General features: G+C 66.9%; 10 protein-coding genes. All 10 read left to right on the plus strand.

What is annotated here, in order from left to right; translation table 11 throughout:
• The first annotated feature begins 159 nt into the window (after window positions 1-159).
• On the plus strand, window positions 160-1,326 hold the full coding sequence (locus L6Q96_05225) for an efflux RND transporter periplasmic adaptor subunit (GenBank protein ID MCK6553969.1): 1,167 nt from the start codon (window positions 160-162) through the stop codon (window positions 1,324-1,326).
• On the plus strand, window positions 1,323-4,439 hold the full coding sequence (locus L6Q96_05230) for an efflux RND transporter permease subunit (protein MCK6553970.1): 3,117 nt from the start codon (window positions 1,323-1,325) through the stop codon (window positions 4,437-4,439). Before L6Q96_05225 ends, L6Q96_05230 begins: the two co-directional genes overlap by 4 nt.
• A gap of 17 nt (window positions 4,440-4,456) precedes the next feature.
• Window positions 4,457-5,842, plus strand: coding sequence for a hypothetical protein (locus L6Q96_05235; protein MCK6553971.1), 1,386 nt, complete (start codon window positions 4,457-4,459; stop codon window positions 5,840-5,842).
• A gap of 67 nt (window positions 5,843-5,909) precedes the next feature.
• Entirely contained in the window at window positions 5,910-7,463 is a 1,554-nt protein-coding gene (locus tag L6Q96_05240) for a sigma-54-dependent Fis family transcriptional regulator (GenBank protein ID MCK6553972.1), read from the plus strand.
• A gap of 198 nt (window positions 7,464-7,661) precedes the next feature.
• Window positions 7,662-8,855: an MFS transporter gene (locus L6Q96_05245; GenBank protein ID MCK6553973.1), complete on the plus strand. Its 1,194-nt coding sequence runs from the start codon at window positions 7,662-7,664 to the stop codon at window positions 8,853-8,855.
• Window positions 8,856-8,950: 95 nt separating this feature from the next.
• Entirely contained in the window at window positions 8,951-11,524 is a 2,574-nt protein-coding gene (locus tag L6Q96_05250) for a PAS domain S-box protein (protein MCK6553974.1), read from the plus strand.
• A gap of 121 nt (window positions 11,525-11,645) precedes the next feature.
• Window positions 11,646-12,101 carry a response regulator gene (locus L6Q96_05255; protein MCK6553975.1) on the plus strand — a complete coding sequence of 152 codons (456 nt, stop codon included), beginning with the start codon at window positions 11,646-11,648 and terminating at the stop codon, window positions 12,099-12,101.
• Window positions 12,102-12,288: 187 nt separating this feature from the next.
• Window positions 12,289-13,881 carry a Ppx/GppA family phosphatase gene (locus L6Q96_05260; protein ID MCK6553976.1) on the plus strand — a complete coding sequence of 531 codons (1,593 nt, stop codon included), beginning with the start codon at window positions 12,289-12,291 and terminating at the stop codon, window positions 13,879-13,881.
• A gap of 272 nt (window positions 13,882-14,153) precedes the next feature.
• On the plus strand, window positions 14,154-15,812 hold the full coding sequence (locus L6Q96_05265) for a CHAD domain-containing protein (GenBank protein MCK6553977.1): 1,659 nt from the start codon (window positions 14,154-14,156) through the stop codon (window positions 15,810-15,812).
• Window positions 15,809-16,315, plus strand: coding sequence for a phosphohistidine phosphatase SixA (sixA, locus tag L6Q96_05270; GenBank protein MCK6553978.1), 507 nt, complete (start codon window positions 15,809-15,811; stop codon window positions 16,313-16,315). Before L6Q96_05265 ends, sixA begins: the two co-directional genes overlap by 4 nt.
• Window positions 16,316-16,337: the final 22 nt, after the last annotated feature.

A 16,337-nucleotide genomic window follows, 5' to 3' on the forward strand; every position in this document is an offset into this window, starting at 1 on the left:
CCCTGGACGGGGCAACCGGCGCAAAGGCCGGGTGCCGGCCTGGGAGGGCGGGTGCGGGCGGTACTGGACATAACCGCGCGCTAAGGGTGTAATCGACCGTTGTTTCCGGAGCCGCCACATGCAACCGACGTTCCGACCGGGTGAAGGGCAGGGGGCCGCGTGCTGACAAGCGAAAGGTTCTTTAACGCGCGCGCCGCGGCGCGCACCGGAGTGGCGCTAATGGTGGTGACCGCCCTGTCGGCGGCATCTGCCTGCCGGCGCACCGATGTGGTGGCTGCCGGTCCGGCCACCCCGCTCGCGCCCGCCGCGGCAAGCGAGCCGGTGGTGGACGTGACGGCCGCGGTGGTGCGCCGCGGACAGATTCTGCAGCCGGTCTTGGCGCCGGGGAGTCTGGTGGCGTCGCGAGAAAGTCAGATCGGCACCGAGGTGACCGGGCGAGTTCAGAAGGTTCATGTCGCGGAGGGCGATCGGGTCGCGGTTGGCGCGCCGTTGTTCGAGATCGATCCGGTCCCGTACGAAATGGCGTTGCGGCAGGCGGAGGCGGTCATGGACGTGGCCAGGGCCGAGCGCGCGCAACTGGAGAGCGACCTCGCGCGTTCGCGAACGTTGCGCAAGCAGGAGGTCGTGTCGCAGCAGGACTTCGATCGGCTGACGACACAGCTAGCGGTGGCTCAGGCGCGAGAACGTCAGGCGGCCGAGACGTTGGCGTTGGCGCGCTACAACGTTTCGCGCACCGTCGTGCGTGCGCCTTATGATGGGTCGGTTGCTCGACGTCTGGTGGACGAAGGCACGACAGCGCTGGTGCAGCCGCAAACGATCGTGGTCGTGCTGCAGGAGACGGCGGAGCTGGAGGCCAATGCCTCGATTCCGGAAAGCCAGTTGGCCGTGGTGGAGGCAGGCGACAAGGCGCTCCTGCGGGTCGAGGGGATTCCCGACCCTATAGAGACCGCGGTTTCGGCGGTAAGCGACAGCATCGACCCGGCGACGCGGACCTACCTGGTGAAGATGCGCGTACCGAACGCCGACCGGCGGCTGAAAGCGGGGGTGTTCGCGCTGGTGGAGATCATCCCGCGCTCGAAGTTCGACGTGCTCGTCGTACCCGCGGATGCGGTTCGAACGGAGGAAGGCCGGACGCGGGTCATTGTCGTGCGCGACGGGCGCGCGGTGGCGGTACCGGTGGAAATCGGCCTGACCTCCGAGCAAGCGGCCGAGGTGTTGCGGGGAGTGGACGTCGGCGATCAGGTGCTGGTCGGCGAAGCGGCGCGCTCGATTGCGCCGGGGATGCGCGTCCGAGTGGCCGCGGCACCGCAAGAGGCGAAGTCGTGAAACTGGCCGACACGTCGATTCGGCGGCCGGTTTTCGCGGTCATGCTCATCGGCGGCCTGGTGCTGCTCGGGCTGATCTCGATTCCCCGACTCGGCCTCGATTTGTTTCCGCGCGTCGAGTTCCCGATCGTGACGGTGACCACCGTGCTCGAGGGCGCCGCGCCCGAGACGGTCGAGCGCATGGTGTCGCAGGTTCTGGAGGAATCGATCAATACGATCGAGGGGATCCGGACGCTGCGCAGCGCCTCCAGCGATTCGCTGTCGTTGCTGTTCATCGAGTTCGAGCTCGAGTACGACATTCAGGGGAAGGCGCAGGAGGTCCGCGATAAAGTCGCCGCCGTGCGCGGCAAGTTGCCGCGCGACATCGAGCCGCCGGTGGTCGACCGCGTCGATCCCGACTCGTCGCCGATTCTCGCGGTGATGGTGGCGGGTCCGCATTCGATCCGCACGCTCAGCGAGTACGTCGACAAGCGTATCAAGCCACAGATCGAGCGCATCGCCGGCGTCGGTAGCGTCGAGCTGGTCGGCAACCGACCCCGCGAGATCCGCATCTGGATAGATCCGATCCGGCTGACCGGTTACGCGTTGTCGGTCGACGATGTGCTGGCGGCGCTGCAGCGCGAGCACGTCGAGCTGCCGGGAGGACGCATCGAAACCGGGCAGCACGAGTACACGGTAAAGACCAAGGGCAAGCTCACCGACGCCAGTCGCTTCGGCGGGATTGTCGTACTCGAGCGGAAAGGCCGGGTCGTGCACCTGCGCGACGTGGCGTGGGTCGAAGACGGCATGGCCGACGAGCGCACCGTCTCGTATCTCAACGGCAAGCGAGGGGTGGCCATGCTCGTGCGCCGCCAGTCGGGCGAAAACACGGTGGCGGTGGTGGACGCCGTGCGCGGGCAACTCGACGAGATCCGGAAGAACCTGCCGCAGGGGTACGAGATCATCGAAGCGATGGACCTGTCGCGGTTCATTCGCAGCGCCATCCGCGATGTTGCGGTCGATCTCGCCTGGGGAGCGGTGCTGGCGTCGGCAGTGGTACTGCTGTTCCTGCGTAACGTGCGCTCGACGTTGATCGCGGCGATCGCGATTCCGTCGTCGCTGCTGGGCAGCTTCGTTTATTTCTATTTCTTCGGGTTCACGCTGAACACAATGACCCTGATGGCGTTGTCGCTTTCCATCGGGGTGCTCATCGACGACGCGATCGTCGTGTTGGAAAACGTGTACCGTCACATGGAGCTGGGACAGACCGCACGCGAAGCCGCGTCGGCCGGCACGGGGGAGATCGGCCTTGCCGTGGTGTCGACGACACTGGCGTTGTGCGCGGTGTTCGTGCCAATTGCCTTCATGAGCGGCGTCGTCGGACGGTTCTTCCGGGAGTTCGGTCTGGTGGCCTCGTGTGCGGTGCTGAACTCGATGCTGGTGTCGCTGACACTGACGCCGATGATGTGTTCGCGTTATCTGCGCATCGAAAACCGCGAGTCCCTTGCCTACAGGTCGCTGGAGCGCGGCTACGGGGCGCTCGAGGCCGGTTACCGGCGGGTGCTTGGTTGGGGACTGCGTCATCGCCCGATAGTGGTGACGATTGCGCTGGCGGCAGTGCTCGGTGGTGTGGCGATAGCGGCGCGGGTGCCGGTGGATTTCGTGACCTCGGAGGATCGCAGCGAATTCAACGTCTGGCTGAAGCTTCCGCTGGGCAGCACGGTGGCGCAGACGCAGACTGCAAGCCGGGCGCTCGAGGCGGAGCTGGAGAAGTATCCGGAGGTCGTCGCCGTGTTCTCGACCGTGGGTGGCGGCCTCAAAAAGAGGGTCAACGAGGCGATCGTCTACGTGCAGTTGGTCGAGAAGGGCGAACGGACCCGTTCGCAGCAGGCGATCATGAGCACGTTGCGTGAGCGCATCCGGGCGTTGCAGTTGCCGGTAGCCGACTACGCTGTCGAGGACGTGCCGATGATTAACTTCCCTGGCTCGCGCAACGCGCAGATCATGTATTCGTTGCGCGGTCCGGACATCGACCGCCTGCAATACTACGCCCGGTCGCTGGTGGAGAGGATGCGCGCGCAAGGGGGTTACGCCGATATCAACATCTCGTACGAGACCGGGAAACCGGAGATCGCGCTGGACATAGCGCGCGAGCGGGCCGCCGATCTCGGCGTGCCGGCGTTGCAGATCGGGCGGACCATTGCCGCGCTTCTCGCCGGTTACGAGGCGACGACCTTCGAGGAGAAGGGCGAACGCTATGACGTGCGATTACAGGTACGGCCCGAGTACCGCGACGACCCGACGAAGCTGGACTTCCTGCGTGTGCGCTCGGCCAACGGCGCGCTGGTACCGTTGCGCAATCTGGTTGTTCCGCGCATCGGCAGCGGCCCGGTCCAGATCGACCGGGAAAACCGGACGCGGTCGATCACGGTGTACGGCAACCTCGACGGCAAGGCGGCCGGGACGGCAGACGAGGAAGTGATTCGGATCGCCAGGGAGCTTGGCATCCAGGGGGAGTACGAGCTCGATGCCGTCGGACCGTCGGAGCGACTGCGTGAGACCACCGCCGCCGTGGGATTCGCTTTTTTCCTGGCGCTCGTGGCGATCTACATGATCCTGGCTTCGCAGTTCAATTCCTTCGTTCACCCCTTCACGATCATGCTGTCGGCTCCGCTCTCGTTCATCGGGGCGTTCGCGTCGGTATGGCTCCTCGGTTATCCGCTGGATCTAATGAGCCAGATCGCCTTTCTGATGCTCATGGGAGTAGTGATGAAGAACGGCATCCTGCTGGTGGATTACACGAACACCCTGCGGGAGCGCGGGTTGGGGCTGTACGATGCCGTTCTGGAGGCGGGTCCGACGCGGATGCGCCCGGTTCTGATGACGGCGGTTTCGACGATCTTCGGCATGTTGCCGGTGGCGCTGAGCACCGGCGACGGTTCGGAGTGGCGTAATCCGATGGGTATCGTGTCGATCGGCGGATTGCTGGCCTCGACCTTCCTTACGTTGCTCGTCGTGCCGGTCGTCTACACGCTGTTCGATGACGCCGGGCGCATCTTCGTTCGCGTTCTGGGCGGCGGTCGCCGGGCTGCGGTGGTGGAATCGCCGCGGCCGACGCCCACGCCGAGTGCCTGAAGGCGATGTGAGCATCGATGGCGGCAAGAGCGGACGCAGAGGCCCGTCCGGTCCGGCAATTGGCCGCACTTGCCGATGCCGATCCGGTCTTTCGCGACCTCTATCTGGCGCGGGCGCGGACGCTCCTGGGGCCGGTGCTGGCGGAGGCTGAGTACGAGCGGCTGCGGCTGGCGCCCCTACAAATCGAGCGCGGGCTGCACGAGATTCGGCACGCAGCCACCGCTCGCGATTGGTCGAGGGTGAAGGAACTGGTGACCTTCGTCGCCGGTCTGCGCCAGGCGCTGGGGGCCCGGGAGGGGCTGCTCCATCTGGGGGATGCCGTGTACGGCGGGCGGCGGATCGCCCTGGACCCGTTCTCGCGGCTGACGCGCGGCAACGGAGATATGCGCGCGTTACGCGAGCGGGTGATCGCCGATCTCGAGTCGTTGGCGCGGCATGACGCGGAGTGGCGCGACTTCTACGAGGTCCGACACCGGCACTTCGGCAACCTCTCGCCAGGCGGTGGCGCGGCGGCGATCGAGGCGACGGAGACGCGGCCGGACGCGATCGAGGAGGCGGCGCTGGCGGCGGCCGAGCGCGGCGAGGTGGACCGTCTGGCCTCGCTGCTCGACGCGCTGATGGATGGCGCCGCCGGGATACGAACCGCGCTTGGATCCGCGGTGGCGCCGAAGGTTAGGCGAAGCGGCATCGCCGATCACGGTGGCCCGTTTGCGGACGACGTCGTGCGGCGAGCGGCGGGTGTGGGTTTGCGCGCGTTCGCGTTACGCCGATACGTACGGGTGGGGGCAGTGGTCAGGGACGGCGTCCGTCACGGGGCCGCGTCGTGTGCTGGCGCCGCGCCTGCGGGCGGGGGGCCGCTATTCCGCCCTGGACTGCCGGCGCCGTTCCGCGACGTGCTGGGCGTCTTCGGCCGCCAGCGCGTGGTCACCTCGGCGGGGACGCTCTACAATCCCGTTCTTGGGCGGGAGTGCGTTCTGGTAGAGGACTTCGCGGAAGGAGAAAGCGAACGGCTCGAAGTGTCGGGATTGATCGAGTCCCTGCGCCTGGCCCGGCGGTGGGGTATATCGCGCGACGTGCTCGAAGCGCGGCTGGAACGTCTGGGGCCGTCGGTGATCCGGGATGTGTTGGGGCTCGACCCGTTCGAGTACCGGCTGGTGTGTGTGCCGTTCGACGTCTACGTGCGCGCCGGCGTTCGTCAGGGATGGGGGCGCTGTCCACGCTGGACGCACTTCGACGGTTATCAGTTGCTTCGCGACGGAACCGCGCGGGCGCTCGTCGGCGGCGATGTCCGCTACGGCGGCGTTTACGACCTGTGCAGCATCGACCGCAGCGACGAACGCCCAGGGGTGCTGGTTCGCCTTGCGGTGGTCAGACGCCTCCGCTTCCGTTCTGCGAGCGACTGAAACCCGGAGTGGGGGGGCGCCATTACTTTCGGATCGGCGTCGATTGTGCGATAGAGCGCGGCACGGAATGAGCGGCGCTATCGGCACACCGGTTACTGGGGACGTCCAGGCAACGCTGGCACGGGTCGAGCGGGAGCGCGACCTTTACTGGCGACTACTGCAGCTCGGTTTGCTGCGCGAGGTCGATCCGCTGCTGCGGGAGGCGCTCGAGCTCGTGGTCGAGGTCACCGAGGCGCGGCAGGGGTACATAGAAATCCACGAGAACGACGATTGGGGCGGTTCGCCGCGGCTGTGGTTCGCGCACGGTTTCTCGACGGCGGAACTGGAGCGGGTCCAGGCCGCGGTGTCGCGTGGCATCGTCGCGGAGGCCGTGGCGACCGGCACGACGATCGTCACCGCGTCGGCGCTGCTCGACCCGCGGTTTTCGGGTCTCACCAGCGTGCGCACCGGCAAGATCGAAGCGGTGCTGTGCGTGCCCATCGGCGATGATCCGCCGCAGGGCGTCCTTTACTTGCAGGGTCGCGTTGCCGCCGGGCCGTTCACGGCGGAGGAGATAACCCGGGCGGAGACCTTTGCGCGTCACCTCGGTCCGTTTGTCCGGCAATTGCGGGCGGCGGCAGTGACGGAGGTGTCCGGCGATGCGACGGCGGCGGTGAGAGCCAGACTGTCGGCGGCAGGGGTCGTCGGTCGCAGTCGGGCGCTGGCGCAGGTGCTGGAACAGGTCGCGCTGGTATCGCCGTTGGACATCGACGTGCTGCTCACGGGCGAGTCGGGGACCGGCAAGGGTCAACTGGCGCGGGTCATACACGATAACAGCCCACGGGCATCGCGGCCGTTCATCGAGCTCAACTGCGCCGCCCTGCCCGAGGCTTTGGTCGAGAGCGAGCTGTTCGGAGCCGAGTCCGGCGCGCATTCGACGGCGACACGCCGGATCGAGGGAAAGGTCGCGGCGGCGAACGGCGGTACCCTTTTTCTGGACGAAATCGGAGAGATCCCTCCTCGCGTTCAGGGGGCGCTCCTGCAACTGCTTCAGTCGAAGGAGTATTTTCCGCTCGGGGCGCAGCGGCTGGTACGTGCCGACGTGCGGGTGATCGCGGCAACCAATACCGACTTGCAGGCCGCGGTGATGGAGAAGCGTTTTCGCGAGGATCTGTTCTTCCGGCTGCAAGTGCTGCCGTTGCGTCTGCCCGCGTTGCGGGAGCGGCGTGAGGACCTTGCGGTGTTGGCGCCATACTTCTGCGAGGAGGCGTGCGAGCGGCTGCGGCTGCCGAGCGTGCGGTTGTCGCGCAACGCCATGCGAGCCCTGGAGGAGGCGCCATGGCCGGGCAACATTCGGCAGCTTGCGCACGTTGTGCAGGCGGCGGTCATACGATGCACGGGGGCGGGTTTGGCGCAGATCGAGCCGGCGCATATTTTTGCGGAAGCGCCTGGCGTCGAATCGACGGATGCGTCACTCAGTCTGCAGGAGGCGACGCGCCGGTTTCAGGAGCAGTTTTTGCGCCGGACGCTCGACGAGACGGGCTGGCAAGTCGTCGAGGCCGCACGCCGGCTCGATGTGTCGCGCTCGACCGTTTACAACCTGATTCGCGCCTACAACATCCGCCGGGATACCAAGAGTTAGGGTTATTGAATTCGCCCACGTCTCGGAGGGGGACGGAGGTTCGCGCGGTCGCGTGTGCAGTGGAGCGGACACGCATGAACGAAGAAGGCTCCCGAAGGTGCGGGGCGAGATCGTAACCGGAGACATTGCACGATCGTGCGAAGCCGTCGGTTGAGCCCGTGGGAGACCGTGGGATAGGGGTGGCGGTTACGTCCACCCATGACCCGCACCGAACGGACATATTATCTCGTCTTCGGGCTGTACAGCTTGTCGTGGTCGTTCATCGGTCCGATGTACGCCCTGTATCTGCTGTCGCGCGGATTGGACGTCCTCCAGGTCAATCTCGTCAGTGCGACGTATCTCATCTCGGTATTCGTTTTCGAGGTGCCCACCGGGGCGGTAGCCGATCTGGTCGGCCGCAAGGTGTCATTCCTGCTCAGTTGCGCCGTGCGGGCGCTGGCCTTCGGTCTTTACGCGTACGCCGACACCTTCGTCGACTTCCTGGCCGCGGAGGTCGTCGACGCTCTGGGTTCGACGCTTGCCAGCGGGGCGCTCGATGCCTGGGCGGTCGACGGCATGCGTGCCGAAGGGGACCGGCGCAGTCCCGATCGCTTCTTTGCCCGGGCCCAGGTGGTGGCACGGGGGTTCATGATCGTCAGCGGTCTGTGCGGCGGGTATGTTGCCGAGCTTGACATGAGGTTGACCTGGGGGATTGCGGCCGGGGCATTCGTCCTGACCGGCGTGGTGGGAGCGGTCGGAATGCGGGAAGCGTCCCGGCCCCGGCGCGTCTCGCCGCGCGAGATGTCGAGCGCTTTCGTGGCGACCGTGTACGGCGGTTTCGGCATCGTGCGCCGGAAGCCGGTGTTGCTGACGATCTGTCTGCTCACCGGGGTGGCGGCGTTTGGCAGCGTGCCGATGCATATGTATTGGCAGCCGCAACTGCAGAACCTCTCCGGGCAGGGGGCGTGGTTCATGGCCTGGGTCTGGGTGGGTTTCAATCTCGCCGTGCTCGCGGGCAGCAGCCTGATTCCGCGCCTCAGCGTCCGCTTTCGCCGCGAGTGGTTTCTGGCGGTTGCCGCCCTGGTTCGCGGCGCCATGCTGCTGATTGTAGGACTGACGGCGAACGTCAAAATTGCGGTCGGCGCGTTGCTCGTACAGGAAGCGGGCTTCGGAGTGACCGATCCGGTCGTGCAGGCATGGATGAACGACCATGTGGACGACGAGCTGCGCGCCACGGTACTGTCGGTGCGTTCGATGAGTTGGACGTTCGGTGGTGCGCTCGGTCTGGTGGCTGCCGGACTCGTTGCGCGCACGGCCGGTCTCGGGCCGGCGTGGTTGCTCATGGGCGCGGCGCTGCTGCTGGTGGCTCCGGGCTTTCTGCTGCTCGGGCCGCTGCGGTCGCCGCGCCGGTGACGTGCGTGGTGGTGGCAGGCCCTCGGATACAAAGTGCACGCGGCGGGGACGGTGGGGCTGGCTTGACGTCGCGCCGGGCTTTGGGAAAGGATTCGGTGGACACGGCGGAACACGTGGTGGCAGGACAATCAGGTAAGCGCAGGACCTCGTCCGGCGGTCGGCGGCGGGCGCCGCGCGGCCCGTCGGTCGCGCGCCAGGCCCCCCGGACGGGGGCGCCGGCCCTGCCGAATCAGGTCGACCTGTTGGATACCGTCAACGACGCCGTTATCGCGGTCGACCCGGAGATCCGGCTGACCGCCTGGAATCGGGCCGCCGAAACCCTTTACGGCTGGGCGGCGGCCGAGGTGCTCGGTCGGGATGCCGGGGACGTCATGCCGACGGAATTCGTCGGCACCGACGCCGACCGCGCCCTGCGCTCGCTGGTCGATAACGGGCAATGGAGCGGCGAGATTCTGCAACAGCGTCGCGACGGCACTGCCGTCAGGGTCGAAGCGAAGGCGATTGCCTTCCGCGATCCGACCGGTGCGTTTACCGGGTTCGTCAGCGTCAACCGCGATATCACGGACCGCAAACGCGCCGAGGACGCCCTACGGGCGAGCGAGGCGCGTTTTCGCCTGCTCATCGAGCATGCCTCGGACATGATCATGATCGTCAACGCCGACGGCACCTTCCGGTATCTGAGTCCGGCGCATGAACGGCGCGTGTTCGGGTACTTCCACCCGGAGGACCTGCCTGCGGTCATTGGCGCCTTTCGCGCCGTCGCCCAGAGTCCCGGCGTGGGACCGCCGGTCGAGTTCCGGGTGCGGCATCGGGACGGCACCTGGCGAGTCATCGAAGCGATCGGCAACAACCAACTCGACAACCCCGGCATTCAGGGCGTTGTGGTCAATGCGCGCGACATCACCGGCCGCAAGGCCGCCGAGGAGGCGTTGCGTTACCGAGTTGCCTTCGAGCAGTTGCTGGCCCGCATCTCGACGAGCTTTATCAACCTGCCCCCGGAAGATACCGCTGCCGGTCTGCACAGCGCGCTGCGGGCCATTGGCGAGTTCTTCCAGATCGACCGTGGGTACATCGTCTCCTTCTCCGAGCAGGTCGCCGCGTGCGTCGAGCAGGAATGGTACGCCGTGGGCCTGGAGCCCCTGGGGTCGGCGGCGAGCGAGGTGCTGGCGGCTACGGAGCCGTGGTGGGCCGAAAGGCGCAGCCGCCTGGAACCGATTCAGGTGCCGCGGACGCACGAACTGCCGGCCGACGGCGGGGCGCGGGGGTTCCTGCTCGCACACGGCATCGAGTCGCTGGTCGAAGTGCCGATGGTTTCCGGCGGATCGCTCATCGGCGTCCTGGGCCTTGCGGCGCGGCGCCAGCGCGAGTGGACGGAAGACGATCTGACGCTGCTGACCATGGCGGGAGAGATGTTTCTCAACGCGCTGCAAAGGCAGCGCGCCGAGCAGGAACGGATAGAGTTGGAGCGACGTCTGTTGCAGGTGCAGAAGCTCGAGGCGGTCGGTCGTCTCGCCGGCGGCGTGGCGCACGACTTCAACAACCAATTGACGATCATCAAGGGTTGCGCGCAGTTCCTGTCCGCCGGTTTACCGGCCGGCGATCCGCTGCGCGACGACGCCGAGCGCATTCAGGCCACCGTCGACCGTGGCGCGCAACTGGTACGTCAGCTTCTGGCCTTCAGCAGCGAACAGCCAACCGAACCGCATCTGATCGATTTGGGCGAACTGGTAGAGGAAATGGCGCCGATGTTGCGCCTCTTGCTCGGGGAGCAAGTGACTCTGGTGAGCCACACCACCCCGGAGCGCTGGCCGGTGCTCGCCGATCCGGTGCAAATCGAGCGCGTTATTCTGAACCTCGTGGCCAATGCCAAGGACGCCATGCCCGAATCGCGCGAGGGTGGGTACGCTGCCAGGGTGACTCTCGAGACGATACCGGTGGGCCCGGACTACAGCTTTTCAAGTCCCGCAGACGGCCCCCCGGTTCCGGGTGACTACGTCATGCTGGCCGTTCACGACAACGGGTGCGGCATGACGACAGAAGTGCGGCAGCGCATTTTCGAACCCTATTTCACGACCAAGGCGTTCGGCCGCGGTACCGGTCTCGGCCTCTCGACAACTTTCGGCATCGTCAAGCAGCATGGCGGCTATATTTCCTGTGTGAGTCAACCGGGGCAGGGCACCACGTTCCGTGTCTTCCTGTCCCGGGAGCCGGGAGCCCGCGGGGGGGAGACTCGATCGCAGCAGGTTGCGCCGCCGGTTGCGGAGGTGCCTGCGCCCCCGCCGCCCGAGCGGGACCGCGTCACGCATGTGCTGGTCGTCGAGGACGAAGAGCAGGTGCGCACGCTGCTCGTGGGCGTTCTGCGTGCGGCCGGTTACGAGGTGCGTGCGGCGGGATGCCTTGACGAGGCAATGGATGCGTCCCTGGGAATGGATCGCGTGGACCTTCTGGTTACCGATGTCGCCATGCCCGGTGGGAGCGGCCTCGTCCTGGCCCGTCGCCTACGCGAGGCGCACCCGCACGTCGGCGTGCTGTTCATTTCGGGCTACCCGGAACGTTGGGATATCGCCGGCACGCCCGGGGCGCGCTTCCTTCAGAAGCCCTTCAGCCTCGACCTGCTTCTCTCGCAAGCCCGCCAGGTCATCGAGTGGTCGACTTCTGCCGCAGTGTGAGTGGCATGATTGTTGGTTGCCAACACGGCAGGGCGATGTACTGGGACGGGAACACTACCGGGAACTCAAAGCTTTCAAGCATAGGCCGGCCCGTGGGGGCGGGACCTATGGAGTGACTTCCATGGCGAGCGACGACGGAAGGCGGGTTCGCGCCACAAGAAAGCGAATTCTGATCGTCGACGACGAGGAAGACATCCGCGCCCTGCTGGCGCGGCTGGTGCGCCGAGAAGGGTACGAGCCGGTGGTGGCCTGCGATGGCGAAGAGGCTCTGCGAGCGACCGCGGCGACGCGGCCGGACATTATGCTCCTCGACGTCAAGATGCCCGGTCTGGACGGGATCGAAGTGCTGCACGAGGTACGGCGGGCCTGGCCGGATCTGCCGGTGATCATGATCACCTCGCAAGCCGGCGCCGCCGACGTGCGCGGCGCACTGCTCGCCGGGGCGCGCGATTTCATCAAGAAGCCTTTCGATCATGCCGAGGTTCTGGGCGCCCTGCGCAGCATCGTCGCCGCCGGGTCGGAAGGGGCGGGGGCGATCGATGGATGGCGTAACCGGGCCTCGGCCGGGCCGGCCTGAGCGGCGCTCGACTTTGGATCCGGCTGCCTGCCGGGCCGGCAAAGGTCTCTTTCACTCGTGACGTTCTGGTAGTCTCGTATCGAGACGGACAGGGGTTCCAGCGGCTCCGTGCGGGGTGCACGAGCGTACGCATTCGAGTATGGTACGCTCGTCATGCGGTGCTTGGGGTCGTGTGGCGAGGCGCGGGATGCGAGTCGCGGCAATCGATATCGGTAGCAATTCCGTTCACATGATCGTGGCCCAGGTCGAGACCGACGGGCGGTTTCGGGTTCTCGACCGGGCTAAGGACATGGTGCGCCTCGGCGAGCGGACACTAACCAACGGTCGGCTGTCGGCCGACGCCATGAACGCGGGCATTCGGACTCTGGCCGCCTTCAAGAAGCTCGGGGAGCGACATGGAGTAATGCGCTTCAAGGCGGTGGCCACGAGTGCGGTACGCGAAGCGCGAAACGGCGGCGACTTCGTGCAGCGCGTGCGCGACGAGGTCGGGTTGCGGGTGAAAGTCATCCCGGGACGCGAAGAGGCCCGCCTGATCTATCTCGGCGTGCGTCACGCCATCGATCTGCGGCCGGAACCGACGTTGATCGTCGATGCGGGAGGGGGCAGCGTCGAGCTCGTATTCACGGAGGAGGGCCGGGCCGTGGCATTCCACAGCCTGAAGATCGGTGTCACCCGCCTTACGGAGCGCTTCATCCGCGACGACCCACCCTCGGGCAAGGAATTGGACGAACTTGAAAAGTTCCTGGCCGCGGAACTGGAGCCCGCACTGAGTCGGGCCGCCAAGCGCCCAACGCGACGCATTGTGGCAACCTCGGGCACGTTGTTGAATTTGGTGGCAATCGCGGCATCGTTGCGGGGTGAACCACCGGAGGGGCGGCTGCACAACTTCGCGGTCAGCGCATCCGATATCGGGCGCGCGCGTCGGGCGGTCGTCAAGGCGGATCGCAAGCAACGTCTCGACGTCAAGGGGCTCGAAGCGAAGCGCGTGGACCTCATCGTTGCCGGGGCCTGCCTCGCTGACTTCATCTTGCGCCGCATAGATGCACGCGAGATCATCGCGTGCACCTGGGCACTTCGAGAGGGAGTCTTACTGGAGTTTATCGCCCGGCATCGCCACGGCATCGAGGAGATCCAGCGATTTGCCGACCCGCGCCGCCTCAGTGTCGCCCGGTTTGCGCGTCACCTGGGGGAAATGGGCGACCATCCCGAGCACGTCGCCCGCCTCGCGTTACAGCTCTACGATCAACTGGAACAGGATCTCGGTCTCGAGCCGGAGTCGCGCGACTGGCTGGAGTACGCCGCGCTACTGCACGACATCGGCCACCATATCGGACACAAGGACCATCAGCGGCATTCGTACTATCTGATTACCAATGGGGAGCTGCTGGGTTTTCGGCGCGATGAGCTGGAGATCATTGCCCTGACAGCGCGCTACCATCGCAAAGGTCCGCCAAAGGATTCCGACGACGGCTATCGAGTGTTGTCGCGAGCCGACCGGAACACCGTGCGCGCCTTGAGTGCCATCTTGCGCGTCGCCGACGGTCTCGATCGCAGCCATTATGGGGTCGTCAAGGACGTCGCCGTGCAGCGGCGGGGAGATAAGCTCACGCTGCTGCTGCGCACCGCGGGGGACGATGCGGCGTTGGAGGTCTGGGAGGCCGAACGCCGTACCGGCTTGCTGGCCGAGGAACTCGGGGTTGACGTGGCGCTGCAGGTTCAGGATGAATCGTCGCATGGCGAACGTCCTGTCCTCTCCGCGCGGGAAGCCCATCGAGCCTAGTGGGGTGTTCCACGCTTCTCCGGTGCGCCGCCTTCGCAGGTCCTCGGGGCTGGCCGTTCGCGGGCACTCAGCGCGGGCTGACACCCACCACCCAGGATGTGACCAGACGGGCCCCGGGGGAGGGCGAGGTTCCTACCGAACCGTCGTCAGACCGTCGCGGCTCGGCGGGAGCCTCGCCCCCCCAAAGGCATGGCCGATCGGGCCATGGGTCGCGGGCGCCAGGGCGCGCTAGGCAGCGACGAAGGGCCCGAGCCGGATCGATCGAGTAACCGATGACCGACGTCGCGATTGCCACCGAGCTGGAAGCCAAGTTGCTGGTCACCGATCCGGCCGATCTGACCCGCATTGCGCGGCTGGCGCGTATCGGGCCGTACCCCCTGAGTCGTCGGGACATGGTGCGTCTGCACAGTGTCTATTTGGATACCTCGAATCACGTGCTTGCCCGTCACGGGGTTGCCCTGCGCCTGCGGCGTTGCGCCGGTCGCTGGGAGGTTACCCTGAAATATGAAGGGCGGCAGCGAGGGGTCTTGCACGAGCGCACCGAGCTGACGTTGCCGATCGAGCGGGCCCCGCGGCTGCCGTTCCAGCTCACCGATCCCGAGCTGCGACGGCGCCTCACGGCCCTGGTCGCGGGTCGTGAACTCGAAGCGTCCGTGGTGACGGATATCCGGCGCCGCCGGATCGACGTTCTGGCGGCGGCAGCGCCGGCCGACGCCGGGGCAATCGCCGAACTGTGTTTGGATCGTGTCCGTGTCGGCGGCGTGCCGCCGCACGACCGGACGCTGGAATACTGCGAGGTCGAGATCGAGGCTACGGGCGGCAGTCGCCAGGACATCAACGCGATGGCGCGCAGTCTGCGGCGGGTGTTCGAGTTGGCTCCGGCGCACGATTCGAAGCTGGCGCGGGGGTTGCGCCTGCTCTACGGAGCGGAGGCGCTGCGTCCGGCTGGCGCACCGCTGACGGCCGACGATACCGTCGAGCAGGCTGTGCGCAAGATCGCCGGTCGACTGCTCCAGCGCTTACGGCGCTGCGATCCGGGCACGCGACTCGGCGAAGATGTAGAGGCGCTGCACGACATGCGGGTCGCAACCCGCCGCCTGCGGGCGCTCGTGCGCGCACTGGGAGGGGGAGTCCCCACGGCGCTCCGCGGCCGCCTGGAAACCGAACTGCGCTGGTTGGGCCAGACGCTGGGCGGCGCGCGAGATGCCGATGTACAGTTAAACAATGTGCGTGGTTTTGCCGCGGGCGCACCGCCCGGACATCGTGGCGGACTGAAAAAGCTGGTCGAGTACCTGGAACGGGAACGTCAGGCCCGGCGCACGGCGATGCTCGCCGACCTCGATTCCGAGCGTTACACGGCGCTCCTGTTGAGTCTGGAGCAGTTCGCCGACGGGCCGGCGCGATCGCGGGCTGCCGCGGCCCGCGAACCGATCGCCGCAGCCGGGCGGCGGGCCATCAAACGGGCCTTTCGGCGCCTTCTGAAACGGGGGCAGCGCGTCGAGGCGGCGGCGCCCGCACCCGAGGATCTGCACGCGCTGCGCATCCGCGCAAAACGCGTCCGCTATCTGCTCGAGTTCATGCGCGAGCTTACCGGCAAGCCGGGCCGCCGCCTGACTCGCCAGTTGGTCCGCTTGCAGGATCTCCTTGGAGCTTATCATGATGCGGTGGTGGCCGCCGACTTCGTGCGCCAGTTCGTCGAGGGACCCGGCAAGGAGGTTCCGCCGTCGACGCTATTGGCACTCGGTGCGCTGGTCGGCAGCGACTTGCGGGTTGCGGAACGCACGCGGGCCGACTTCCAGCGCACCTGGAAGCGGTTCGCCCGCCCACGGAATCTCGACACGCTGGAGAACTTGCTTGCCGCTCTGGAAACGGCTGCAAGAGCGAAGCCTGTCCGGCAGGGCCAGGCCGGGGAAACCGCGGAGGACGCATGAAGACGACGCTGTATCTCGTCAGGCACGGTATCGCCGAACCTCCGCAAGGGAGCGCGCCTGACGCCGATCGGAGGCTCACGCCGGTTGGCCGTCGGCGCCTGCGTCGGGCGGCGACCGGCCTGGCGCGCCTCGGCCTGCAACCGGCGGCAATCCTTACGAGCCCGCTGCTTCGAGCCCGGGAAACGGCAGCGATTCTGGCGGCGGCCCTGACGCCGGGAGGAGAGGTGGAGGTGTTCGCCCGCCTCGAAGGCGGACATGTTCCAGCGGATGTCGTAGCTGGTTTGCACCGGCACCGGGCGGCCGGGTCGCTCATGCTCGTGGGACATCAGCCGGACCTCGGCCGGCTGGCTTCGTATCTCCTCGCCGGCAACCCCGGGGTCGTCGACCTGCCGTTCAAGAAGGGGGCGGTGGCCGCCGTCGAGGTTTCGGGTTTGCCTCCACAAGGGTCAGGCCTGTTACGCTGGTTCCTGACTCCCGGTCAACTGCGGGCCATCGCTCGCTGAGCGGCGGGCGACGGCGGCCGCC

Source organism: Candidatus Binatia bacterium, assembly GCA_023150935.1.
Lineage (GTDB): Bacteria > Desulfobacterota > Binatia > HRBIN30 > HRBIN30 > JAKLJW01.

Bases quoted from the DNA above. Each gene is read 5' to 3' on its own strand.
- sixA (MCK6553978.1), top strand. From the start codon at position 15,809: ATGAAGACGACGCTGTATCTCGTCAGGCACGGTATCGCCGAACCTCCG.
- L6Q96_05265 (MCK6553977.1), top strand. From the start codon at position 14,154: ATGACCGACGTCGCGATTGCCACCGAGCTGGAAGCCAAGTTGCTGGTC.
- L6Q96_05260 (MCK6553976.1), top strand. From the start codon at position 12,289: ATGCGAGTCGCGGCAATCGATATCGGTAGCAATTCCGTTCACATGATC.
- L6Q96_05240 (MCK6553972.1), top strand. From the start codon at position 5,910: ATGAGCGGCGCTATCGGCACACCGGTTACTGGGGACGTCCAGGCAACG.
- L6Q96_05255 (MCK6553975.1), top strand. From the start codon at position 11,646: ATGGCGAGCGACGACGGAAGGCGGGTTCGCGCCACAAGAAAGCGAATT.
- L6Q96_05235 (MCK6553971.1), top strand. From the start codon at position 4,457: ATGGCGGCAAGAGCGGACGCAGAGGCCCGTCCGGTCCGGCAATTGGCC.
- L6Q96_05245 (MCK6553973.1), top strand. From the start codon at position 7,662: ATGACCCGCACCGAACGGACATATTATCTCGTCTTCGGGCTGTACAGC.